The organism is Brevundimonas sp. FV1ye29L, assembly GCF_058681095.1.
Genome location: NZ_CM178730.1, coordinates 1,974,209 through 1,996,699, shown reverse-complemented (window position 1 = coordinate 1,996,699; position 22,491 = coordinate 1,974,209). Strand labels below are relative to the sequence as shown.

Below are 22,491 nucleotides of genomic sequence, written 5' to 3'. Positions count from 1 at the left end.
GGGGAGGAGAAAGGCGTCAGGCTCCCAGGGCTTCCCGGGACATGCGGGCCAGAAGGTCGCCGCCCTGGCCGACGGCGGCGAGGCGGCTGGAGGCGTGGCCGAGGACATTGGCGGCATAGACCTCATAGAGGGCGATCTTGCCGTTGAGCCAGGCGACGTCGCTGTCTCCGGCGTCCAGACGCGCCCTGGCGGCGAGGGCGGCGCGGGCCAGCATCCAGCCGCCGACGACATCCCCGAGCAGTTTCAGATAGGCGTCGGCGCCGGCCAGAACGTCAGCCCCGCCGTCCGCCTCGGCCTTGCGGTCGAGCAGCCAGAGGGTGGCGTCCTCGACGGCCTCGACGGCCGTCAGGAACCGTTCGAGCGGCTTGCCGGCATAGAGTTTGGCCAGGGGGAGGGCGGTCGCCTTCATCTCGGCGATCAGGGCTATGGCCGCGCCGCCGCCGTCCATCGACAATTTGCGCCCCACCAGATCCATCGCCTGGATGCCGTTGGTGCCTTCATAGATCGGGGCGATCCGGGCGTCGCGATAGTACTGGGCCGCGCCGGTCTCCTCGATGAAGCCCATGCCGCCGTGGATCTGGACGCCCTGGGACGCGACCTCGCAGCCGATGTCGGTCGACCAGGCCTTGGCGATCGGGGTGAACAGATCCTCCCGGCCCTTCCAGTGGTTGCGATCCTCCGGGGTGGCGGCGTGTTTGGCCAGATCGGCGGCGACGCCGGTGGACAGGCAGAGGGCCCGGGCGGCCTCGATCTTGGCCTTCATCACCGACAGGGTGCGGCGCACGTCCGGGTGGTCGAAGATCGGGGCGTGGCTTTCGCCGGTCCAGATCGAGCGGCCCTGTTTGCGGTCCAGGGCATAGGTCAGGGCGTGCTGGTAAGCCATCTCGGCGATGCCGACGCCCTCGACGCCCACGGCCAGACGGGCCGCGTTCATCATGACGAACATGTGCGACAGCCCCTCATTGGGCCGGCCGACCAGGGTGGCGCGGGCGCCCTCATAGCTCATGACGCAGGTGGGAGAGGCGTGGATGCCCAGCTTGTGCTCGACCCCGACGGGGCGGAAATCGTTGCGGTCGCCCAGCGATCCGTCGGCCTTCACCTCGAATTTGGAAGCGAGGAACAGGCTGATGCCCTTGGGGCCGGGAGGGGCGTCGGGCAGGCGGGCCAGCACCATGTGGACGATGTTGGGGGTGGCGTCGTGGTCGCCCCAGGTGATGAAGATCTTCTGGCCGTTCAGGGCGTACGTCCCGTCGCCGTTCGGGGTGGCAGTGGCGGTCAGGGCGCCGAGATCCGAGCCCGCGCCCGGCTCGGTCAGGACCATGGCGCCGGTCCATTCGCCCGAGACCAGTTTCGGCAGATAGACGGCTTTCTGTTCCTCCGTACCGTGGGCCTCCAGCGCCTCGATGGCGGCGAGGGACAGCATGGGGCAAAGGCCGAAGGCCATATTGGCCGAGTGGACCGTCTCATAGGCCGCCAGTTCCAGCGCCTTGGGCAGGGCCTGGCCGCCGGATTCGGCGGAGGCCGTCAAACCGGTCCAGCCGCCCTCGGCGAACTGGCGATAGGCGTCGGCGAAACCCGGGGCGGCGGTCACCGCGCCATTGGCGTAGGTCGCCCCGGCCTGATCGCCCGGCCGGTTCAGAGGGGCGAGGACTTCCTCGGAAAACTGACCGGCCGCCTCAAGGATCGCGCCCATGACATCGGCGTCATAGTCGGGAAAGGCGCCGGTCGCGGCCACGGTCTCGATGCCGGCCACGGCGCTGAGGCTGAAGGCGATGTCTTTGACCGGGGCGCGGTAGGCCATGGCGTATTTCCTCATGTTCGGATGCGCTCTCGCGCCCTTGTCCCTTCATGCCGTGTTGCCGTATCGGCAAGCAAGCGGGTTGGCGTGGCCGTCAGGCTTTGCAAGAGTGGGTCTTTATCGAGATCGAGCGTGTCAGATGGCCGAACCCCGCAATCGCTATTCTGCTGTCTCGTTGACCCTGCACTGGCTGCTGGCGGCGCTGATCCTCGTCCAGGTCCTGCTGATCACGGCGCATGAGGCGACGGAGGGGCCCCTGTCGCGGGATCTGGTCGGCTGGCACAAGTCGGTCGGCCTGACAATTCTGGTCCTGACCCTGGTCCGTATCGGCTGGCGGCTGGCCAATCCGGCCATCGCGCTTCCCCGCCACATGCCGAAGTGGGAGCAATGGGCGGCGCGCGGTGTGCATATCCTGTTCTATGTCGTGCTGATCGCCATGCCGATGACGGGCTGGCTGGCGTCCTCGGCGGGCGGACGGGCCATTGAATGGTTCGGCCTGTTCAACTGGCCGCTGCTGCCGGTGGAGGGCGGACGCGAGGCGGCGCGGGGACTGATGAACCTGCATGAGCTGGTGATGAAGGGGCTCTATGGGCTGATCGCCCTGCACGTCCTGGGCGCGCTGAAGCACCAGTTCATCGACCGCGACAATGTCCTGCACCGGATGATCCCGATCATTCCGCGCCGGCCGTGAGATGAATCTCTCCGCCGTCCTGGCCGGCGTTCTTCTGCTGGGGCTCGGCGACGTCGGGCCCGCCAGCGCCGCCGAGCTGCGCTGGTCGGTCCTGACCGACCGCTCCACCGTCAGCCTGTCCGTCAGGGCCTTCGGCGCGGTGCAGACCGGCCGGTTTTCGGACTGGTCGAGCAGCGACATCCGTCTGAACCCCGAGGGGGGCGGCGTAGCGGAGGCATCTATCGAGGTCCGCGCCGGCTCGCTGGTGATGCGGCAGAGGGCGCTGACGCGCCGGGCGATCGGGTCCGATTTCCTGGACTCCGGCCGTTACCCGCTGATCCTGTTCCGGCTTCGTTCGGTGACCCGGGGCGAGGGGCGTCGTTACACGGCCGAGGCGGATGTGACGATCAAGGGACAGACGCGCCGGATCAGCTTCCCGGTCGACCTGGGGGCGGCGGGCGGCATGGAGCGGCTGACCGGGGGCTTTACCGTCGACCGCATGGCCTATGGCGTGGGCCATCGCAGCGGGCTGAACGGGTTGATCGGGCGGGACGTGCGGGTGGATGTGTCCCTGGTCCTGCGCGAGGCGACGCCATGAGGGCGGGCGACGACGACCGGACGGCGAGTCAGGCCCTGCGCGCGGGCGGTCTGGTGATCCTGCCGACCGAGACGGTCTATGGACTGGCGGCCGACGCCGCCAACCCCGAGGCGGTCGCGGCTATCTTCGAAGCCAAGGGAAGACCCCGATTTAACCCATTGATTGCTCACATATCAGATGCCGCGGCGGCCGAGACCGTGGCGGTGTTCGACGGACGCGCCCGGGCCCTTGCCGAGGCCTTCTGGCCGGGGCCGCTGACGATCGTGGCGCCGGTGCGGGACCGGGGGACGGTCTGTGATCTGGCGCGGGCCGGGCTGGACAGTGTGGCGGTGCGGGTTCCGGGCCATGCGCGGGCGCGGGCGGTGATCGACGCCTTTGGCGGCGCGGTCGTGGCGCCCTCGGCCAACCGGTCGGGCCGGCCCAGTCCGACGACCTTTGCCGACGCCCTGGAGGAGACGGGCGCCTCTGCCGCCGCCGCCGTCGACGGCGGCCCCTGCGCCGTGGGGGTTGAAAGCACGGTGGTCTCGGTGCTGGACGGACGGGTCGCCCTGTTGAGGCCCGGCGCGGTCACGGCGGACGATCTGGAGGCCCTGATCGGGCCGCTGGATCGCGGGGGCGGGGAGGGACACCGTTCCCCGGGGCGGCTGGCCCTGCACTATGCGCCCGACGCGCCGGTGCGAATCGAGGCGGAGGCGGCGAGGGCGGGAGAAATCCTGCTGGGCTTCGGGCCGGGCCTCGGCGATTCGCGCTGGAGCCTGAGCGTGTCCGGCGATCTGCGGGAGGCGGCGGCGAACCTGTTCCGGCTGTTGCGCGAGGCGGACCGCCAACGGCCCTCGGGCATCGCGGTGGCGCCGGTGCCGACGAGCGGGCTGGGCGAGGCGATCAATGACCGGCTGCGGCGGGCGGCGGGGTTTGTGGGGTAGGCGCTCGCAATTGTGCTACGGTTGCACATGACCCAGTCCGATACGCCTGACGATACGCCTGCCGCTCCGCCCGCAAATCCGGACGAAACGCCCGTCCAGCGCGCCTTGCGTCTAAAGAAGGCGCTTCTGGACGCCCGGCCCACGCCCCCGCGCGGCGGGCGGTTCCAGCGCGAACAGGCGGCCAAGATCGCGACGGGCAAGTCCAAGCCCTGGATGAGCCGATAGGGCTCACAGGCGTCAGGAAAACCGGGCCTGAAGATCCACGCTCGACCGCTCGCCCACGGCGTCGAAACAGTTGGCCAGCCACTCGTCCGCCGCCTCGCGACCCCTGGTCTTCAGCCGGTTGAGGAAGGTCCATTCGGTGTTGAATTTCGAGCCCGAGCCGAGGTCGTCCAGCCAGCCGTCGGCCTCGATGGCGTGCATGCGGACGTGGCGATAGCGGCCGCGGGCGTCCTCGGTCAGCCGGCCTTCCTCGAACAGTTCCTGCATGAAGGCGACGGCTCGCAGTTCGGCGGTCAGGGGGGCCGAGAAGGCGATCTCATTGATCCGGTCCATGATGTCGCCGGCGGCGCGGGGCGTGTCGTCCCGCTCGAACGGATTCAGGGTCATCAGCAGGATGTCGTCGGGGGTGTCGCCCTCGTAAAGGGGCCAGAGCGGCGGATTGGCCAGATAGCCGCCGTCCCAGTAGGGCTCGCCTTCAATCTCCACCGACTGGAACAGGTGCGGCAGACAGGCCGAGGCCAGCAGCACCTGGTCGCTGATCTCGGGCGAGGTGAAAATCCGGGCGCGGGCGTGGCGGACCTGGGTGGCGGCGACGAAGAGCTTCACCTTCGACGTTCGCACCGCCTCGAAATCGATCGAGCCATCGAGAACCCGTTTCAGAGGATTCAGGTTAAAGGGGTTGAATTCGTAGGGGCTCATGGAGCCGGCCAGGGTCTCCATCGAGCGCCACATCGGGCTGTCCTTGATCCAGCCGGGCGTCAGGGCCGCGCTCCAGATGGCGCTGTCGCCGAAGACGTTCTTGCCGCCTGAGCGGTTGGTCTCGCGCCACAGGGTGTCGAGGGCCGCGCGCGCGCCCACGGCCCCGCCCTGGGCCAGGCCGGAGATCAGGGCCGCGCCGTTCATGGCGCCGGCCGATGCGGCCGAAACGGCGCGGAGATCCAGACGGTCGTCCTCCAGCAGCCGGTCCAGCACGCCCCACTGGAAGGCGCCATGGGCCCCGCCGCCCTGGAGTGCCAGGCAGATCGGGCGTTTGCCGGAGGGAGGCGGCGAAGGTTTTGTCCTGGCCGCCGGGGCGGAGGTCTTGCGGGTGAAGAGCGCCATGGACCTCCCGTTTCGTCGCTACTGGGCGGTCCAGCCGCCGTCGATGGAGAAGGTGGTCCCGCTGGCGCCCGCGCCGGCGTCTGACACGACGTAAAGGAAGCAGCCGACCAGCTGTTCCACCGTAATGAACTCTTTCGAGGGCTGTTTGGCCAGGATGATGTCCTCCATCACCTGTTCGCGCGGCATGTGGTTGACCCGGGCCTGGTCCTCGATCTGTTTGTCGACGATCGGGGTGTGGACGAAGCCCGGGCAGATGGCGTTGCAGGTGATCCCGTCCCGCGCCAGCTCCAGGGCCACGGTCCTGGTCAGGCCGACCAGGCCATGTTTGGCGGCGACATAGGCCGACTTGTACGGGCTGGCCACAAGACCGTGGGCCGAGGCCATGTTGACGATCCGGCCACGGCCCTGGGCCTTCATAATGGGGATGGCGGCGCGGGTGGCGTAGAAGGCTGACGACAGGTTGATGGCGAGTATCTGTTCCCATTTGGCGGTGGGGAAGGTCTCGACGGCGTCGACGTGCTGGATGCCGGCGTTGTTGACCAGAATGTCGATGCGTCCGAGCTCGCGATGGGCCCAGGCGACCATGTCGGCGACCTGGTCGCCGTGGGTCATGTCGGCGCCGTGGTACAGGACGCGGACGCCATGGTCAGTCGCCAGCTTCGCCCGGGCCGCCTCGATCTGGAGCGGATCGCCCAGGCCGTTCAGGACGACGTCGCCGCCCCGCGACGCCACGGCCTCCGCCAGGGCCAGGCCGATCCCCGAGGTCGAGCCGGTGATGACGGCGACCTGACCCCTGAGGTCCTCAGGGCTGCGATACACGGGGGGTGACACGGCGTCGGGGTTCCGCTGGGACATGGGACTGAACGTTTCCGGCTTGTTTCTGCTTTTGCCGTCAGCTTAGGCGAGTGCAACCGCGAAGGCGACAGGCGGGGATCAAGAATTTCCCGATCGGGTGAATATCCAGTCGCGGGCGTCCGAGCGTTCGGGATTGAAGCGATAGCCTTCGACCTCGAAGGCCTTGAGCCCCTCCGGGTCCTCGATGCGGCGTTCGATGGCCCAGCGGGCCATCAGGCCGCGCGCCTTCTTGGCGAAGAAGGAGATGATCCGGCTCTCTCCGTCCTTTTCCTCGCGAAAATGGGGGGTGACGACAGGCAGTTTCAGCGCCTTTGCGTCCACGGCGCCGAAATATTCCTGGCTGGCCAGGTTGATCAGGACCGGATGGGCGTGGCCCCCGGCGTCCGCATTCAGCTGTTTCGAGATCCGGTCGTCCCAGAAGTCATAGAGGCTGGCGCCGCGCCGGGTCTTGAGCCTCACCCCCATCTCCAGCCGGTAGGGCTGGATGCGGTCCAGCGGGCGCAACAGGCCATAGAGGCCCGACAGGATGCGCAGCCGGTCCTGGGCCCAGTCGAGGGCGGCGGCATCGAGATTGCGCGCATCCAGGCCCTGATAGACGTCGCCGGCGAAGGCCATGACCGCCTGGACGCCGGCGTGCGCGTCGGTCGGGTCAAACGCCTTGAAGCGCGCCTGGTTAAGCTTGGCGAGGTCGGCCGAGATCCCCATCAACCGGCGCAGATCGGCCTGGGTCTGGCGTTTGGCGGTCTTGGCCAGGGTCGCGACGTCGTCGGCGAATCGCGGCGTGGAGGCCGGCAGGGCGAGGTCGGTCTCGGTGAAGTCCAGCCGTTTGGCCGGGGACAGGACGATCAGCAAGGCGCAGCTCCGTTCAGCATGCCGGGCAGATAGGCCGGTTTGGCGACGATTTGAACCGTCGGCGCCCGCACCCGGTCAGGGCGTTTCGACCGGACGGGCCGAGACATGGTTGAGGGCGATGACCCAGACGCCGTCGATCTTGCGGAACAGGCGGGTATTGATGCCTTCCATCGAATTCTCGGGCCGGACCAGGCGATAGCGGCCAATGAGCTGGGCGGCGTCCGGGGCGAGGAATTCGACCGTCATGTCCGAGAAGGTCAGGTCGCCGCGTGATTCGGGCGTGGGGCCATAGTTGCGGATGTATTCGTCCAGGGCGCCCTGCCAGCCGTCCTTGATCCGGCCGCCCGAGACGAAGATCACGCCCGGGTTCTTGAAGCCCTGCATATAGCCGCGGTAGTCGCCCCGGTTCCAGGCCGCCTGCATGTCGGCGATGACGGTCAGGATGGCGGCGCGTTCGGTCGTCTCGTCGAAGGCCGGCGGCGTCTGGGCGATGGCGGGCGCGGTCCCGGCGAGGGCGGCGGCCATCAGCCCCGCGCCCATGATCCTGGCAAAGGCCCGACGGCGCATCAGAACAGGACCTTCGGGTTCATGATCCGTTGCGGGTCGATGGCGGCGCGGATGGCGCGCATGGTCTCGATCTCCAGCGCGGTCTTGTAGCCGCGGGCCTCATCGGTCTTCAGACGTCCCAGACCGTGTTCGGCCGAAATGGAGCCGTCATAGCGACCGACCACGCCATGGACGACGGCCGAGCCTTCCTTCCACCTCCCGATGAAGGCGGCGATATCGGCGCCCACTGGCGGCAGGATGTCGTAGTGGAGGTTGCCGTCGCCGACATGGCCGAAGACCGAGACCCGCGCCCCGGGATGGAAGGCCTCCACCGCCGCCCCGGCCTCCTCGATATAGTCAGGAATGCGCGAGATCGGCACCGAGACATCGTGTTTCCAGCCCCCGCCCTCGGGCTTGAGCGCCGCCGAATGCTCCTCGCGCAGACGCCAGAATGCGGCGCGCTGGGTCTCGTTCTGGGCGATGGCGGCGTCGGTGATCAGACCGGCCTCGAAGGCGGTCTCCAGCACCCGCTCCATCGCCGCTTCCGCCCCGCCGGGCGCCCCATCGGCCAGTTCGATCAGCACATACCAGGGCGGCGTCGTGTCGAGCGGTTCGCGCGTATCCGGTATGTGTTTGAGGACGAACTCCATCCCCATCCGCTTCATCAACTCGAAGGCCTCGACCCCGCCGCCAGCCTCGTCGCGGGCGCGGGCGAGCAGTTCGATGGAGGCGGCCGGGCTGTCGACCCCGACGATGGCGACGGCGCGTGAGCGCATGATCGGGAACAGCTTCAGGGTCGCCGCCGTAACGATGCCGAGCGTGCCTTCCGCGCCGATCAGCAGCTGTTTGAGATCATAGCCGGTGTTGTCCTTCCTCAGCCGTTTGAGGCCGTGGAAGATCCGCCCGTCCGGCATGACCGCCTCGAGGCCCAGCACCAGGTCGCGCATCATGCCGTAGCGCAGCACCTGGGTTCCGCCGGCATTGGTGGAGATCACTCCCCCGATCGTGGCGGTGCCTTCGGCCGCGAGGCTGAGCGGGAAGTAGCGTCCCGCAGCTGTCGCCTGCTGCTGGGCCTCCAGCAGGGTGACGCCCGCCTCGACGGTCATGGCGTCGTCCAGCGGGGTCACGTCGCGAACCCGGCGCAGCTTCTTCGTCGAGATCAGAACCTCGCCAAAGGGAATCTGGCCCCCGACCAGACCGGTGTTGCCGCCTTGGGGGGTGATCGCTACGCCGGCGGCGGCGCAGATTTTCACGGCCGCGGCCACCGCGTCCGTGGTCTGCGGTGTCAGCAGGATCGGGGTGTGGCCGGTCCATCGTCCGCGCCATTCGGTCAGGCAGGGCGCGATCTCGAAGGCGTCCTCGGTCCAGCCGTCCGGCCCGAGCGCGGCTTTCAGCGCCGCGATGACGGCGGGGTCGACAGGGGAGGGCGAGGGAGCGTCCATGTCGCCCTTGTCGCAAAGCCCTCGGCCCGGCGAAAGGCGAAAGCTAGGATAGGCCCAAGGTTTTCGCCCGGATTTGACCACCCATGCCCTTTCCGACCATGACCGCCCCCGTTCCCGCCGTCGGCGTGGCGTGTTTTCGCGGCGAGGAGGTGCTGTTGATTCGTCGCGGCACACCGCCGCGCGCCGGGGAATGGAGCCTGCCGGGCGGGCGGATCGAGCCGGGCGAGGGGGTGCGGGAGGCGGCCCTGCGGGAACTGGCCGAGGAAACCGGCGTCACGGCGGATCTTGTCGGGCTGGTTGATGTGGTGGACGGCGTCTTTCCCGGGATCGGGCGGCACTATGTGCTGATCGACTATGCGGCCGTCTGGACGGGCGGAGAACCGAGGGCCGGCCACGATGCAGCCGAGGCGGCCTTTCACCCCCTGTCGTCGATCGAAGGGATGGTCGACTGGGAGGAAACGCGCCGGATTATCCGTCAAGCGCATAACGTTGTCTCGACCTGCGCGCTGGCATCAAATTTCGTGACGTCGCCCGCTTGACGGTGAAGTTCTGCGGAGTAGTGGAAAGGCGTTCGGGCGACATTGCGCCGCTTGGTTTCGGCCGAGGCCGAGGGGAAATTTGATGAGACTGATGACTTCCGCCGTACTGGCGGCCCTTATCGCTTGCGCCGCACCCGCCGCCGCCCTGGCCCAGGTGACCGAGCCGGTGACCTTTACCCTGAACAACGAGACGGACCATGTTCTGGTGTCGCTCTACATCTCCGTCGTCAGCACGGATGAATGGGAAGAGGACATCTTCGGCGACGGCGTTCTGGACGCCGGCGACAGCGTCGAGGTGACCATCGACGACGATCTCGAGGACTGCGAATACGACCTGAAGGCCGTGTTCTCGGACGGCAGCGAACTGGTGCTGGGTTCGCAGGACTTCTGCGAGCTGGACGGCGGCTCGATCGACGTCACGGAAGGCTGATCGCCTCCTGAGGCGCTTTTCAGAGGGGCGGCTCCGATCGGGGCCGCCCCTTTTTCATGCCCGACGTGCGCGATCGCCGACCGGGCGTCGCCTGCCGCTTTTTGTGGCGCAGCCGGCCCGTCCGTCGTAGCCTGTCATCCACAGCAATGGGGTATCCAATGGTCTGGTTTGTCGGCGTTCTGATCGTTTTCGCGATCATTCTTCTGTTCAGTGTCGTCAAGATCGTGCCGCAAGGTCGCGAATTCACGGTCGAGCGGTTCGGCAAATACACCCGCACCCTGGCGCCCGGCATCAGCCTGTTGACCCCGTTTGTCGAGCGGATCGGCCGCCGGATGAACATGATGGAGCAGGTCCTGGACGTGCCCCAGCAGGAGGTCATCACCAAGGACAACGCCATGGTGAAGGTCGACGCCATCGTCTTCATCCAGGTGATGAGCGCCTCGGCCGCCGCCTATCGGGTGGAGGATCTGCCCTATGCCATCACCCAGCTGTGCTCGACCAATCTGCGCACCGTGGTCGGTTCGATGGACCTGGATGAGGTGCTGTTCCAGCGCGACAATATCAACTCGCGCCTGCTGACGGTGATCGATGCGGCGACCGAGCCCTGGGGCGTCAAGGTCAACCGGATCGAGATCAAGGACCTGACGCCTCCGGTCGACATCACCAACGCCATGGCGCGCCAGATGAAGGCCGAGCGTGAACGTCGCGCCGTCATCACCGAGGCCGAAGGCGAGAAACAGGCCGCCATCGCCCGCGCCGAGGGGGCCAAACAGGCCGCCATTCTCCAGGCCGAGGGCCGCAAGGAGGCCGCCTTCCGCGATGCCGAGGCCCGTGAGCGGGAAGCCCAGGCCGAGGCCAAGGCGACGGCCATGGTGTCCGAGGCCATCGCCCGCGGCGACGTCAACGCCATCAACTACTTCATCGCCCAGAAATACGTGGAGGCCTTCGCCGAACTGGCCCGCAGCCCGCAGCAGCGGACGGTGATCGTACCGGCCGAGATGAGCGGTCTGGTCGGCACCCTGGCCGGTGTCGGGGAACTGGTCGGCCTGGCGCGCGCCCAGCAGTCGGACCGCCCGGCGCCCCCGACGCCGCCGCGCGCCCCGACCCCGCCGTCCCGCACCGCGCCGCGCGGCGGGTCTGTTCCACCTACCTCCTGATCGCCGGAGCGCATGATGCAGAACGTGCTCGATCTCTATGCGTCCCAGCCCTTCTGGTTCTGGCTGGCCCTGGGCGTGGCCTTGCTGGCCATCGAGGCGGCGCTGTCGACGGAATGGCTGTTGTGGCCGGCCGTGGCGGCGGGGGTGGTGGCGGTGCTCACCGCCTTCGGCCTGCGTTTCGGATTCTGGGGCGAGGCGGGCCTGTTCGCCATCCTGACCATCATCGCCACCCTGGTCTCCAGCCGGTTGATCAAGCGCGTCAATCCGTCGGACGCCCCCGACATCAACGACCGGGACTCGCGTCTGGTGGGTCAGCGCGCCCGGGTGGTCGAGGCCTTTGTCGACGGACGCGGGCGGGTGTTTGTCTCCGGCGCTGAATGGGCCGCCGAAATCACCGGCGACGCCCCGCCTGTGGGCGACAGCGTCATTGTCGAAAGCGCGGCCGGATCGGCGCTGAAGGTCCGACCCTCCGCCTAACGGGCCTTCAGCACCGCCTCGACGCCGAGGTTGGCCAGCTGGTCGGCGCGTTCGTTCAGGGCGTGGCCGGCGTGGCCCTTGACCCAGCGCCAGTCCACCGTGTGGCGGGCCCGGGCCGTGTCGAGCCGTTTCCACAGGTCGTCGTTCTTGACCGGTTTCTTGTCCGCCGTCCGCCAGCCGCGCGCCTTCCAGCCGTGGATCCACTGGGTGATGCCGTCCATGACATATTTGCTGTCTGTATGGAGCTCGATCCGGCACGGGCGGGTCAGAGCCTCCAGCGCCATGATGGCCGCCGTCAGCTCCATGCGATTGTTCGTCGTCAGCCGCTCGCCGCCGTGGATTTCCTTGGTCTTGCCCTGGGACTGCAGGATGGCGCCCCAGCCTCCGGGACCCGGGTTGCCCTTGCAGGCGCCGTCGGTGTGGATGATGACGGTCGTGGTGGGGACGGGGGTCAAGGGAACTCGCCTAGCGTAATAACATCTGTTATACAGTCTCTCGAAAGTGAGGCCAGTCATGATCGCGCTGAAAGTCACCCAGGTCGGAAACTCGGTCGGTGTTGTGCTCCCCAAGGAAGCCCTCGTTGAGCTGGGCGTGGAGAAGGGCGCCACCCTTTATCTGACGCGCGCGCCGGACGGTTCGATGCGCGTCTCGCCCTATGACGACAGTGTCCAGCAGCAGATCGCCCTTGGCGAAAAGCTTATGGACGAACACCGGGACGTGTTCCGGGCCCTCGCCAGATAGGGGCTGACGGATGACGGAGAACCTTTTCAGCCGTCGCGAACCCATCTGGCTTGAGAAGGCCGCCATCATTGCCCTGCACGACCGCAGCCTCGCGCTGCACGGCGGTTCGGCCGGCATTCGCGACGAAGGATTGCTGGAATCGGTGCTGGAAAGGTCCAGGAACCGCTTCTACTACGAAAATGAGGACGATCTGGCCGCACTGGCGGCGACCTATGCCGTTGGGGTGGCGTCGAACCACCCCTTCGTCGATGGCAACAAACGGGCCGCCTATCAGTCGCTGATCCTGTTTCTGGCTTTGAACGGTCGACCGCTTCGCGCGGACAAGCTGGACGTCATCAAGACCATGCTGGGTGTGGCTGCGGGTGAGGTCGGCCTCAATCAGCTCACGGACTGGGTACGGGCGAACATTTGAGCTCTCCCGGCGTCTCAAACGGACAGCTGACAACACGACAGTCGTGTGAACACGCATTCGATTGCCGCGCGGCCACAGGGTCGCCTATATGGCGCCTATGATTTGCAGCGGGCGGCGTCTGGCCGTCCATAGGAGACTTCGCCATGGGCGCCATGAGCATCTGGCATTGGGCCATCCTCGCCTTGATCGTGCTCGTCCTGTTCGGCGGTCGCGGCAAGCTGTCCGGCATCATGGGCGATGCGGCCAAGGGCATCAAAGCCTTCAAGGAAGGCCTGAAGGACGAGGACAAGAAGGATGGGCCGCACGACGGCGTCTCGTCCCTGCCGCGCACCGACGCGGAAAAGGAAGAGATCAAGCGCTGATCGCGCGTACGGCTGGCGCTTGAGGCGAAGGGTCTGAGACTATGGGTGGCCTGGGTCCCGGCATCGGGGGCGGCGAGTGGCTGGTGATCGGCATTGTGGCGCTTCTGGTCGTAGGACCGGAGCGTCTGCCCGGCCTGCTGCGTGAACTTGGCAAATGGGTCGCCAAGGCGCGCGGCATGGCCAACGAATTCCGCAGCAGTTTTGACGACATGGCCCGGCAGTCCGAGCTGGATGACCTGCGCAAGGAGGTCGAGGCCCTGCGGACCAGCAATCCGATCCGGCTGGGCGCTGACGCGGATGCCGCGTTCGCCGATATAAAATCCGAGTTCAACCGGCCCCTGTTCGATCCGGCGCCGCAAACGGCGGCGACGGCCGAGGCCGCAGCCGAGCCCGTCATGGTCCCGGCCCCGACCGAATGGCCTGTCGATACGGGGGAGTTCGTCGACACGTCGCCGCCCGTCGCCGCAAAGCCCCGCACGAAACGGGCGGCATCCCCGAAGTCTGCGGCAAAGCCGGCTTCCCGGGCGCCGGCGGCTGAGGGCGTCCCGGCCGAGACGGGCGCGGCCAGCACGACCAGGGCCCCGCGAGCCGCCGGCAAGGCCGCGGCCAAACCCCGTGTAGCGCGCAAGAAGGCGGTCGAGCTGTGAGCGCCTATGATCCCGACTCCGAGATCGAGTCCTCACGCGCGCCGCTGATGGACCACCTGATCGAGCTGCGGAAGCGGCTGATGATCTGTGTCATCGCCTTTGTGCTGGCCTTTTTCGCCTGCTTCTTCTTCGCCGGGCCGCTGTATGTGTTTCTGGTCAAGCCCTATGTGGCCGCCAGCGCCTTCCATGCGGCGGCGGGGGGCACGCATGTCAATCCGATCGACATGATCCTGGCCATGGTGGGTCTGCATCCCTTGCCGGGCGACGCCGCCAGGGGGGTGCAGCTGATCTACACCGCGCCGCTGGAGATCCTGTTCGTCAAGATGAAGCTGGCCGGTCTGGGCGGGATCGTCCTGGCCTTCCCGGTGATCGCCTTCCAGCTGTACCGGTTTGTGGCGCCCGGCCTGTATCGCAATGAGCGGGGCGCCTTCCTGCCGTTTCTGGTCGCCTCGCCCCTGCTGTTCCTGCTGGGCGCGGCCCTGGTCTATGTGATCATGCTGCCGTTCGTGATGCTGTTTTCGTTGGGGCAGAGCATCAATCAGGGCGGGGTTTCGGCCAATCTGCTGGCGACCGTGTCGGACTATATGAACCTGGCCACGGCCCTGATCCTGGCCTTTGGCCTGTGCTTCCAGCTGCCGGTGATCATGACCCTGCTGGGTCTGGCCGGCATTATCTCTTCGGAGCTGATGGCGAAGGGCCGTCGCTACGCCATTGTCGCCGTGGTGGCCATCGCCGCCGTGGTCACGCCGCCCGATCCGATCAGCCAGTTGATGCTCGCGATCCCGATGTGCCTGCTCTACGAAATCTCCATCTGGTGCGTGCGGCTGATCGAGACCCGCAAGAAGAAGGCCGATGCGGCCGAGGCCGCAGCCTAGAGGCCCTCGGCGAAGACAGGGGGCCGGGGCGATGCGCGCCGCCCCCCTGCGATCCTCAGGCCTTTTCGATCGAGGCGGCGATCTGGTCGGTTGAATGGCCAGTCAGGTCCTTGGCGAGTTCGCCGACCAGACGGGCCTCGGTCTCCTTGTGCCAGCCCTTGCGCAGCTGACCCAGGGTCTTGGGCGCCGCAATCACCAGCAGATGCTCGACCTTGTTGGTCAGCACCCATTTGTTCAGAACCTCGGCGACGCCCATGGCGAAGCCGTCCTCAGCCTGGGTGTCGTTGTCGGGGTTGGCCTCGCTCGAAATCCGGCCCGCCGCGCCGGAGGCGCGTTCGGCGATATCGGGGACGGGCTTGGGCTGGAGCTGGATATCCTGCTGGCCGGTGTTTTCGAACAGCACCAGCTTTTCGCCATCGACCACGGCCACGAGCGCGCCTTTGGGAAGTTTCATCTGGGGTATCCAAATTGTTGAGGGGATCACTCAACGAACCGGGACGGCGCAGGTTGCCGGGTTCGGCCCGGTGCGACGATCTTGCGGGGCCATGGCGGGGCTGCGGGCGAAACGGAAAGGGGCCGGACGATCGCTCGTCCGGCCCCTCCGCCCATGGCTGATCAGAGGATCAGCAGCTGTAGTACATGTCGAACTCGACCGGGTGCGGGTGCAGGGCCAGTCGCATGACCTCTTCCATCTTCAGCTCGATATAGGAGTCGATGAAGTCGTCATCCATGACGCCGCCCTTCTTGAGGAAGGCGCGGTCCTTGTCGAGGCTCTCCAGGGCCTCCTTCAGCGAGCCGCAGACCTCGGGGATAGAGCCGCGTTCTTCGGGCGGCAGGTCGTACAGGTTCTTGTCGGCGGGCGCGCCCGGATCGATGCGGTTCTCGATCCCGTCCAGACCGGCCATCAGCAGGGCGGTGAAGGTCAGATAGGGGTTGCCCATCGGATCGGGGAAGCGGGCTTCCAGACGCTTGCCCTTGGGCGACGACACCCACGGGATACGGATGGAGGCCGAACGGTTGCGAGCCGAATAGGCCAGTTTCACCGGGGCCTCATAGCCGGGCACCAGACGCTTGTAGGAGTTGGTGGTCGAGTTGGAGAAGGCGTTGATCGCCTTGGCGTGCTTGATGATGCCGCCGATGTACCAGAGGCACTCCTGGGACAGGCCGGCGTATTTGTCGCCCGCGAACTGGGGCTTGCCGTCCTTCCAGATCGACATGTGGACGTGCATGCCCGAGCCGTTGTCGGCGAACATCGGCTTGGCCATGAAGGTCGCCGACTTGCCGTAGGCGGCGGCCACATTGTGGATGATGTATTTGTAGAGCTGGAGCCGGTCGGCCATGGTCAGCATGTCCGAGAACTTCAGACCCAGTTCGTGCTGGGCCGGCGCCACCTCGTGGTGATGCTTCTCGGGCTGCATGCCCATGTCGCGCATGACCGCCAGCATCTCGCCGCGCAGGTCCTGACCTGAATCGACCGGGTTGACGGGGAAATAGCCGCCCTTGGGCCCAGGGCGGTGACCCATGTTCCCCTCGGTGTATTCCGAACCCGTATTGGCCGGCAGTTCGATGGAGTCATAGGAATAGCCGGTGTTGCCCGGCTGGGTCGTCCAGCGCACGTCGTCGAAGATGAAGAACTCGGCTTCCGGGCCGAAATAGACCACGTCGCCCACGCCGGCCGACTGGATATAGCTCAGGGCCTTCTTGGCCATCGAGCGGCTGTCGCGGTTGTAGGGTTCGCCGGTGTCCGGGTTCATGACGTCGCAGAACAGGAACATCGTGGTCTGCTGGTAGAAGGGGTCGATATAGGCCGTCGACAGGTCCGGCTTGAGCAGCATGTCGCTTTCGTTGATGGCCTTCCAGCCCGCGATCGATGAGCCGTCGAACATCGTGCCTTCGGTGAGGAAGTCCTCATCGACCAGATCGACGTCGAAGGTGACGTGCTGAAGCTTGCCCTTGGTGTCGGTAAAGCGAACGTCGACGTATTTGACGTCCTTGTCCTCGATCTCCTTGAGGATCTCGGCGGCAGTGCTCATTCTCGTTTTCCTTTTTTGTTTTTGGGGGAGGAGGAAACTACTGATGCGACCGACCCTGCCGGGACCGCCGCAAATAGGGGGTCACACCGCCTGGGCTCCGGTTTCTCCGGTGCGGATGCGGATGACGTCGTGGACGTCGGAGACGAAAATCTTTCCATCGCCGATCTTGCCGGTGCGGGCGGCGCTCTGGATGGCCTCGACCACGGCGGGATAGAGGTCGTCGGAGACCACCACCTCGATCTTGATCTTGGGCAGAAAGTCGATGACGTATTCGGCGCCGCGATACAGTTCGGAGTGTCCCTTCTGGCGGCCATATCCCTTGGCTTCCAGAACGGTCATACCCTGGACGCCGATGTCCTGCAGGGCTTCCTTCACATCGTCCAGCTTGAACGGCTTGATGACGGCTTCGATCTTCTTCATGGGCGACCTCGAGACGCGGCGCCGACCTGCACCGGACGCCCGGGAAGCAAAAGGACATCGCATTGCAGCATATGGCAAGCGCAAAGACGCATTTTCCATCCGCAGAAACCGGGATTGACGCATGACCGCCAACGTCAATGATCCGTCCGTCTGGGGAAGATCCCTGCCCTGGCCGGAACCGGACGCCCACAAGCACCAGCGCGGGCGTCTGGGGGTGGTTTCCGGCGGCGCCCTGAACACCGGCGCCGCACGCCTGGCGGCGCGGGCGGGACTGCGGATCGGGGCCGGCCTGGTGCGGTTGCTTTGCCCGCCGGACGCGGCGGCGATCGTGGCGCCGGCGATGGAGGCGGTGATGGTCTCGGAATTCGCCAGCCCGGAAGCCCTGGGACGACTGGCCGAACCGCTGGACTGTGTCGTTATCGGCCCGGCGGCCGGCCTTGGCGAGGCCACCGCCCACAACCTGTCGGCCCTGTCCCGCACCGGGGCGGCCCTGGTCGTCGACGCCGACGCCCTGACCCTGTTTCGCGGTCGGCCGGACCAACTGTTCGACGGTCTGGACCGCGACGACGTCCTGACCCCGCATGAGGGAGAGTTCGAGCGGCTGTTTCCGGGCCTGCTGTCCAGAGGGCGGGAGGCTGCGGCCCGGCAGGCGGCGTCGGCGTCCGGCGCGGTCATGGTGCTGAAGGGCCGGGAGACGGTTATCGCCGCCCCGGACGGGCGGGTTCGCGTCAACGGCAACGGCGTCGCCTGGCTGGCCACAGCGGGTTCGGGCGACGTTCTGGCCGGGATGATCGGTGGACTGGTCGCCCAGAGGATGGACAGTTTCGACGCGGCCTGTGCAGCGGTCTGGATGCACGCCGACGCCGCGCGCCGTTTCGGGCCGGGCCTGATCGCGGAGGACCTGCCCGACCAGTTGCCGGCGGTGCTGGGCGATCTCTGGCCGGGATGACTGGTGCGGATGAGAGGACTCGAACCTCCACGCCTTGCGGCGCTGGAACCTAAATCCAGTGCGTCTACCAGTTCCGCCACATCCGCATAGGTTCGACGGCAGGCTCTAGGGCGCCGCATGGGCCGCGCCAAGAAAAAAGGCCCGGGATCGCTCCCGGGCCTTTCCGTTTGTTCCGCGACCGATCAGGAGATCGGCGGCACCGGGGGCGGCGGGATGTCGGAGTCCGTTTCGTGGACCTCCATCAGGCCGCGGCCGACGTGGCTCTTGCGGTAGCCGTAGGCAAAGTAGATCAGCAGGCCGATGCCGCCCCAGATCGGCAGCACCATCTTGGCATCGTGCGGCAGGTTCCAGAACAGGGCCAGGCAGCCGACGGCCGAGAGCGGGGCCATCACCCAGACCAGCGGCGTCCTGAACGGGCGATGGCGGTTCGGCTCCTTCACGCGGAGCATCAGCACCGCGATCGACACCATGAAGAAGGCGAACAGGGTGCCCGAGTTCGAGATGTCGGCCAGTTGGCCGACCGGGAACAGGGCGCCGGCGATGGCGACCGCGATGCCGGTGGCCAGGGTGACGATATAGGGCGTCTTCCACTTGGGGTGGATCCTGGTCAGGCCTTCCGGCAGCAGGCCGTCGCGCGCCATGACGAAGAAGATGCGGGTCTGGCCGTAGATCATCATCAGGATGACCGAGGGCAGGGCCAGCATGGCCGCGAGGCCCAGGCCGTTGCCGACGACCGGCCAGTTGATCTCGCGCAGGACGTGGGCCAGGGCCTCGTTCGAGCAGACCAGGCGGTTGGCGTTCTCGGCCAGCGAACAGGCGGCCACAAAGGCGGGCGAGCCGGGCTGGACCGCTTCGCCGGCAGGACCGACGACCGGTTGGGCGCCGATGGCGCCGACGGCGCCGACGGCCACCAGCAGATAGAAGATGGTGCAGATGCCCAGCGAGCCGATCAGTCCGATTGGCACGTTGCGTTGCGGATTCTTGGTCTCTTCCGCCGCGGTCGAGACGGCGTCGAAGCCGACATAGGCGAAGAAGATCGAGGCGGCAGCCCCGACGATGCCCATGCCCGACGACGTCCCGAACAGCCCGTTCGGGGCGAAGGGCGTAAAGTTCTCGGCCTTGATCACCGGCAGGGTCAGGACGACGAAGATGGTCAGGGCTGCGACCTTGATCGCCACCAGCACGGCGTTGACGCGAGCTGATTCCGTTGTGCCGACCATCAGCAGCAGGGTCACGCCCAGCGCCACGATGATAGCGGGGACATTGATGACGCCGGCCGAAAAATCGGGGCTGGGGATGAAGCCGTTCATGCTCCACGCCGGCCCGGCCTGTAGGGCGTTTGGCCAGTCGAATCCGAGCGCGTTCTCGATCAACCCCAGCACATATCCGGACCAGCCGACCGACACGGCCGAGGCCGCAACGGCGTATTCCAGGATCAGGGCCCAGCCGACCATCCAGGCCAGAAGCTCGCCCATGACGGCATAGGTGTAGGTGTAGGCCGAGCCCGAGACCGGGGCCATGGCGGCCAGTTCCGAATAGCAGAGCGCGGCGACGGCGCAGACGGCGCCGGCGATGACGAAGCTCCACATCATGCCCGGTCCGGCCTTCTGCGAGGCCGCCGCGGTCAGGACGAAGATGCCAGTGCCGATGATGGCCCCGATGCCCAACAGGGTGAGTTGAACAGGACCAAGCGACCGATGAAGCGATTTCTTCTCGGCCGTGGCCAGAATCGCGTCGAGCGACTTAACGCGCCACATAGATTACCCCTCGATGATTGTCCGGCCCCCCGCCCTGTGGCGCGCCGGTTTGGGCGGACGCTAACCATGGAAATGGCCGGACGCAACGCGGTATCACCGCGATGACCGTCGGACGACGCTTTCGTGAACCACAGCCTTGTCGCCAGGCGGGGTCAAATCCGGTGCGGCCGACGGCGTGACGCGCTAGGTGAACGCCGATGATCCTGCCGATCCACGCCGTTCTTGAGGAGTTGATGACCGCCATGGCGGCGCATCCGGCCGTGGTGCTGGCGGCGCCGCCGGGGGCGGGGAAGACGACGGTCGTGCCCCTGGCGTTGCTGGACCAGCCCTGGCGGGGGGATGGCCGGGTGCTGGTGCTGGAGCCGCGACGCATCGCCGCGCGGGCCGCCGCCGACAGGATGGCTTTTACCCTGGGCCAGACGGCGGGCGGGACAGTCGGCTATCGCACGCGGTTGCAGAGCCGGATCGGCCCGGAGACCCGGATCGAGGTCATCACCGAGGGGGTCTTCACGCGGATGATTCTGGACGACCCCGGGCTGGAGGGCGTCGCGGCCGTGCTGTTCGACGAGTTTCACGAACGCAGTCTGGACGCCGATCTGGGACTGGCCCTGGCGCGGGACAGCCAGTCGCTGCTGCGGCCGGACCTGAAGCTGCTGGTCATGTCGGCGACGCTGGATATCGCCGGGGTGTCGCGGCTGCTGGCTGACGGGGCCGGGCAGGGGGCGCCGGTCGTGCAGGCGGAGGGACGGGCCTTTCCGGTCACGCCGCAGTATCCGGGGCGAAACCCCGCCGAGCGGCTGGAGGTCGCCGTGACCCGGGCCGTGCGTCAGGCCCTGGCGGACGAGACCGGATCGATTCTCGTCTTCCTGCCCGGACAGGGGGAGATCCATCGCACGGCGCGGCTGCTGGCCGAACAGGTGAGGGATCCCGTTGTGGACGTGGTCAGCCTGTACGGCGCGCTGGATAAGTCCGAACAGGACCGGGCCATCGAGCCGGCGGCGGCGGGCCGGCGCAAGGTGGTTCTGGCCACCTCGGTCGCCGAGACCAGTCTGACCATCGAGGGGGTGCGGGTGGTGATCGACAGCGGCCTGTCGCGGGTGCCGCGATTCGATCCGGCGGGCGGGCTGACGCGGCTGGCGACCGTGCGGGTCAGCCGGTCGTCGGCTGAACAGCGGATGGGGCGGGCGGGACGGACGGAGCCGGGGGTCTGCTACCGGCTGTGGGACGAGGAACAGACGCGCGGCTTGATCCCGCATCAGAACCCCGAGATTCGCGAGGCCGACCTGACCGGGTTTGCTCTGGATCTGGCCCGGTGGGGCGTGAAGTCGGCCGAGGGGCTGGCCCTGCTCGACCCGCCGCCGGCCGGGGCCTTCGCCGAGGCGCGCAGCGTCCTGACGCGGCTGGGGGCGCTGGACGGGCAGGGCGGCCTGACCGCGCATGGCCGTCGGCTGACGCAGATCCCGCTGTCGCCGCGTCTGGCCCATATGGTCGCCGTGGCCAGTGATGCCGGAAATGCGGCGACGGGCGCCCGGTTGGCGGCCCTGCTGTCAGAGCCGGGTCTGGGCGGGACCGATCCGGATCTTCGTGAGCGGTTGCGCCAACTGGACCGGGACCGGTCGCCGCGGGCGCGCGACGCCCTGAAGCTGGCGGATCGCTGGGCGCGGGCGGCCGGGGGGCGACAGACGGACGAGCCGGTCGATCCCGGCCGGCTGGTCGCCGCCGCCTTTCCCGAACGCATCGCCCGGGCGCGCGGCAAACCGGGCGAGTTCCTGCTGGCCTCGGGGCGCGGCGCCTTCCTTGATCCCACGGACCTGCTGGCGCGGGAGGCGTGGCTGGCCGTCGCCGAGGTCGGCGGCGGCGCGGACCGGGGCGCGCAGGACCGCATCCGCCTCGCGGCCGCCCTCGACCCCGCCGATCTTGAGGACCGGGTCGAGGTCGAGGACCGGATCGTGCGCGAACCCTCGGGCCGGATGACGGTGCGCCGTATCCGCCGGATCGGGGCCGTGGTCGTCGACGAGCGGATCGTCGGCCCCGCCGACCGGGCCGCTATCACTGCCGCCCTTAAGGCGGAGGTCGGCCGCGACGGGATCGGGGCGTTGAAATGGGGCGAGCGGTCGTCGGCCCTGCGCGCGCGGCTGGCCTTTCTGGCCGGTCTGGACGACGGCTGGCCGGATGTGTCTGACGTCGGGCTGACGGCGGCGGCCGGAGACTGGCTGTGGCCGCTGCTGGATCGGGTCCAGTCGCTGGAGGCGATCGCGGACGGCGCGCTGGAGGAGGGGTTGCGGGGCCTGATCCCCTGGGACCGGCATCAGGTGCTGGACCAGCTGGCCCCGCCGCGACTGACCACGCCCCTGGGGTCGGCCGCCATCGACTATGCCGCCGGGGGCGGGCCGCGCGTCGATATCCGGGTGCAGGAGCTGTTCGGCGTCACCGTCCATCCCACAGTCGGGGGCGGGCGCGTTCCCCTGACCCTGGCCCTGTTGTCCCCGGCGCGGCGGCCGGTACAGGTGACCAAGGACCTGCCCGGCTTCTGGTCGGGTTCATGGTCAGCGGTGCGGAGCGAAATGCGCGGTCGTTATCCTCGCCATCCCTGGCCGGAAAATCCCGCCGAGGCCCCGCCCACTAACCGGGTCAAGCCGAAGGGGACGTAGGCGCGGCTTTCACGGGAAGGGCAGCGCGGCGCCT

At 67.6% G+C, this 22,491-nt stretch carries 26 protein-coding genes and 1 tRNA gene; 15 read left to right on the top strand and 12 right to left on the bottom strand.

Annotated features, from left to right (window positions below):
- Positions 1-16 precede the first annotated feature (16 nt).
- Positions 17-1,801, bottom strand: coding sequence for an acyl-CoA dehydrogenase family protein (locus tag ACW17W_RS09800; RefSeq protein ID WP_492076680.1), 1,785 nt, complete (start codon positions 1,799-1,801; stop codon positions 17-19).
- A 136-nt stretch (positions 1,802-1,937) separates the two neighbouring features.
- Here ACW17W_RS09800 and ACW17W_RS09795 point away from each other — a divergent pair, with 136 nt between their 5' ends.
- The 4 genes from ACW17W_RS09795 to ACW17W_RS09780 are packed head-to-tail and all read left to right on the top strand — an operon-like array spanning position 1,938 to position 4,214.
- Positions 1,938-2,489 (top strand): cytochrome b, encoded by a 552-nt coding sequence (locus ACW17W_RS09795; RefSeq protein ID WP_492076679.1) that lies wholly within the window; start codon positions 1,938-1,940, stop codon positions 2,487-2,489.
- Between the two features lies 1 nt (position 2,490).
- Positions 2,491-3,066 carry a YceI family protein gene (locus ACW17W_RS09790; RefSeq protein WP_492076678.1) on the top strand — a complete coding sequence of 192 codons (576 nt, stop codon included), beginning with the start codon at positions 2,491-2,493 and terminating at the stop codon, positions 3,064-3,066.
- Positions 3,063-3,989, top strand: a complete 927-nt coding sequence (locus ACW17W_RS09785; protein ID WP_492076677.1) for an L-threonylcarbamoyladenylate synthase — start codon at positions 3,063-3,065, stop codon at positions 3,987-3,989. Before ACW17W_RS09790 ends, ACW17W_RS09785 begins: the two co-directional genes overlap by 4 nt.
- A 27-nt stretch (positions 3,990-4,016) precedes the next feature.
- The gene (locus ACW17W_RS09780; RefSeq protein ID WP_492076676.1) at positions 4,017-4,214 is read left to right on the top strand and encodes a hypothetical protein; all 198 of its coding nucleotides are present in this window, start codon (positions 4,017-4,019) and stop codon (positions 4,212-4,214) included.
- Positions 4,215-4,226: 12 nt separating this feature from the next.
- Here ACW17W_RS09780 and ACW17W_RS09775 read toward each other — a convergent pair whose 3' ends face one another.
- From ACW17W_RS09775 to ACW17W_RS09755, 5 genes are all read right to left on the bottom strand, one after another.
- A complete protein-coding gene (locus ACW17W_RS09775; protein WP_492076675.1) occupies positions 4,227-5,312 on the bottom strand; it encodes a patatin-like phospholipase family protein in 1,086 nt (361 codons plus the stop codon).
- 18 nt (positions 5,313-5,330) lie between these two features.
- Positions 5,331-6,143, bottom strand: a complete 813-nt coding sequence (locus tag ACW17W_RS09770) for a 3-hydroxybutyrate dehydrogenase (RefSeq protein ID WP_492076674.1) — start codon at positions 6,141-6,143, stop codon at positions 5,331-5,333.
- A 102-nt stretch (positions 6,144-6,245) separates the two neighbouring features.
- Positions 6,246-7,019, bottom strand: a complete 774-nt coding sequence (yaaA, locus tag ACW17W_RS09765) for a peroxide stress protein YaaA (RefSeq protein WP_492076673.1) — start codon at positions 7,017-7,019, stop codon at positions 6,246-6,248.
- 75 nt (positions 7,020-7,094) lie between these two features.
- Positions 7,095-7,586 carry a YybH family protein gene (locus ACW17W_RS09760; protein ID WP_492076672.1) on the bottom strand — a complete coding sequence of 164 codons (492 nt, stop codon included), beginning with the start codon at positions 7,584-7,586 and terminating at the stop codon, positions 7,095-7,097.
- On the bottom strand, positions 7,586-9,007 hold the full coding sequence (locus ACW17W_RS09755; protein ID WP_492076671.1) for an FAD-binding oxidoreductase: 1,422 nt from the start codon (positions 9,005-9,007) through the stop codon (positions 7,586-7,588). The genes ACW17W_RS09760 and ACW17W_RS09755 overlap by 1 nt, the downstream gene beginning before the upstream one ends.
- Before the next feature lie 98 nt (positions 9,008-9,105).
- Here ACW17W_RS09755 and ACW17W_RS09750 point away from each other — a divergent pair, with 98 nt between their 5' ends.
- The 4 genes from ACW17W_RS09750 (at position 9,106) to ACW17W_RS09735 (ending at position 11,610) form a co-directional block, all read left to right on the top strand.
- The gene (locus ACW17W_RS09750) at positions 9,106-9,546 is read left to right on the top strand and encodes an NUDIX hydrolase (protein ID WP_492080301.1); all 441 of its coding nucleotides are present in this window, start codon (positions 9,106-9,108) and stop codon (positions 9,544-9,546) included.
- Positions 9,547-9,628: 82 nt separating this feature from the next.
- Positions 9,629-9,976, top strand: a complete 348-nt coding sequence (locus ACW17W_RS09745; protein WP_492076670.1) for a hypothetical protein — start codon at positions 9,629-9,631, stop codon at positions 9,974-9,976.
- Positions 9,977-10,134: 158 nt separating this feature from the next.
- The gene (locus ACW17W_RS09740) at positions 10,135-11,133 is read left to right on the top strand and encodes an SPFH domain-containing protein (protein WP_492076669.1); all 999 of its coding nucleotides are present in this window, start codon (positions 10,135-10,137) and stop codon (positions 11,131-11,133) included.
- 15 nt (positions 11,134-11,148) lie between these two features.
- Positions 11,149-11,610 (top strand): NfeD family protein, encoded by a 462-nt coding sequence (locus tag ACW17W_RS09735; protein WP_492076668.1) that lies wholly within the window; start codon positions 11,149-11,151, stop codon positions 11,608-11,610.
- Here ACW17W_RS09735 and rnhA read toward each other — a convergent pair.
- A complete protein-coding gene (rnhA, locus tag ACW17W_RS09730) occupies positions 11,607-12,065 on the bottom strand; it encodes a ribonuclease HI (protein WP_492076667.1) in 459 nt (152 codons plus the stop codon). The genes ACW17W_RS09735 and rnhA overlap by 4 nt on opposite strands.
- A gap of 58 nt (positions 12,066-12,123) precedes the next feature.
- Between rnhA and ACW17W_RS09725 the strand changes: the two genes are divergently transcribed.
- From ACW17W_RS09725 to tatC, 5 genes are all read left to right on the top strand, one after another.
- Complete coding sequence (locus tag ACW17W_RS09725) at positions 12,124-12,351, top strand: AbrB/MazE/SpoVT family DNA-binding domain-containing protein (protein ID WP_492076666.1); 228 nt, start codon at positions 12,124-12,126, stop codon at positions 12,349-12,351.
- Between the two features lie 10 nt (positions 12,352-12,361).
- Positions 12,362-12,763, top strand: a complete 402-nt coding sequence (locus tag ACW17W_RS09720) for a type II toxin-antitoxin system death-on-curing family toxin (protein WP_492076665.1) — start codon at positions 12,362-12,364, stop codon at positions 12,761-12,763.
- A 143-nt stretch (positions 12,764-12,906) separates the two neighbouring features.
- A complete protein-coding gene (locus ACW17W_RS09715; protein ID WP_492076664.1) occupies positions 12,907-13,125 on the top strand; it encodes a twin-arginine translocase TatA/TatE family subunit in 219 nt (72 codons plus the stop codon).
- A 41-nt stretch (positions 13,126-13,166) separates the two neighbouring features.
- Positions 13,167-13,772, top strand: coding sequence for a Sec-independent protein translocase protein TatB (tatB, locus tag ACW17W_RS09710; protein WP_492076663.1), 606 nt, complete (start codon positions 13,167-13,169; stop codon positions 13,770-13,772).
- A gap of 47 nt (positions 13,773-13,819) precedes the next feature.
- On the top strand, positions 13,820-14,647 hold the full coding sequence (gene tatC, locus ACW17W_RS09705) for a twin-arginine translocase subunit TatC (RefSeq protein WP_492080300.1): 828 nt from the start codon (positions 13,820-13,822) through the stop codon (positions 14,645-14,647).
- Positions 14,648-14,702: 55 nt separating this feature from the next.
- Here the strand turns inward: tatC and ACW17W_RS09700 are convergent, their stop codons facing one another.
- The 3 genes from ACW17W_RS09700 to ACW17W_RS09690 form a co-directional block, all read right to left on the bottom strand.
- Positions 14,703-15,101 carry a host attachment family protein gene (locus ACW17W_RS09700; protein ID WP_492076662.1) on the bottom strand — a complete coding sequence of 133 codons (399 nt, stop codon included), beginning with the start codon at positions 15,099-15,101 and terminating at the stop codon, positions 14,703-14,705.
- 169 nt (positions 15,102-15,270) lie between these two features.
- A complete protein-coding gene (glnA, locus tag ACW17W_RS09695) occupies positions 15,271-16,680 on the bottom strand; it encodes a type I glutamate--ammonia ligase (protein ID WP_492076661.1) in 1,410 nt (469 codons plus the stop codon).
- Between the two features lie 81 nt (positions 16,681-16,761).
- Positions 16,762-17,100 carry a P-II family nitrogen regulator gene (locus tag ACW17W_RS09690; protein WP_492076660.1) on the bottom strand — a complete coding sequence of 113 codons (339 nt, stop codon included), beginning with the start codon at positions 17,098-17,100 and terminating at the stop codon, positions 16,762-16,764.
- Between the two features lie 121 nt (positions 17,101-17,221).
- Between ACW17W_RS09690 and ACW17W_RS09685 the strand changes: the two genes are divergently transcribed.
- On the top strand, positions 17,222-18,049 hold the full coding sequence (locus ACW17W_RS09685; protein ID WP_492076659.1) for an NAD(P)H-hydrate dehydratase: 828 nt from the start codon (positions 17,222-17,224) through the stop codon (positions 18,047-18,049).
- Between the two features lies 1 nt (position 18,050).
- Here ACW17W_RS09685 and ACW17W_RS09680 read toward each other — a convergent pair.
- Positions 18,051-18,135: transfer RNA gene (locus ACW17W_RS09680), tRNA-Leu, on the bottom strand.
- Between the two features lie 96 nt (positions 18,136-18,231).
- On the bottom strand, positions 18,232-19,806 hold the full coding sequence (locus ACW17W_RS09675; RefSeq protein ID WP_492076658.1) for an amino acid permease: 1,575 nt from the start codon (positions 19,804-19,806) through the stop codon (positions 18,232-18,234).
- A gap of 197 nt (positions 19,807-20,003) precedes the next feature.
- Between ACW17W_RS09675 and hrpB the strand changes: the two genes are divergently transcribed.
- Entirely contained in the window at positions 20,004-22,457 is a 2,454-nt protein-coding gene (gene hrpB, locus ACW17W_RS09670; protein ID WP_492076657.1) for an ATP-dependent helicase HrpB, read from the top strand.
- Positions 22,458-22,491: the final 34 nt, after the last annotated feature.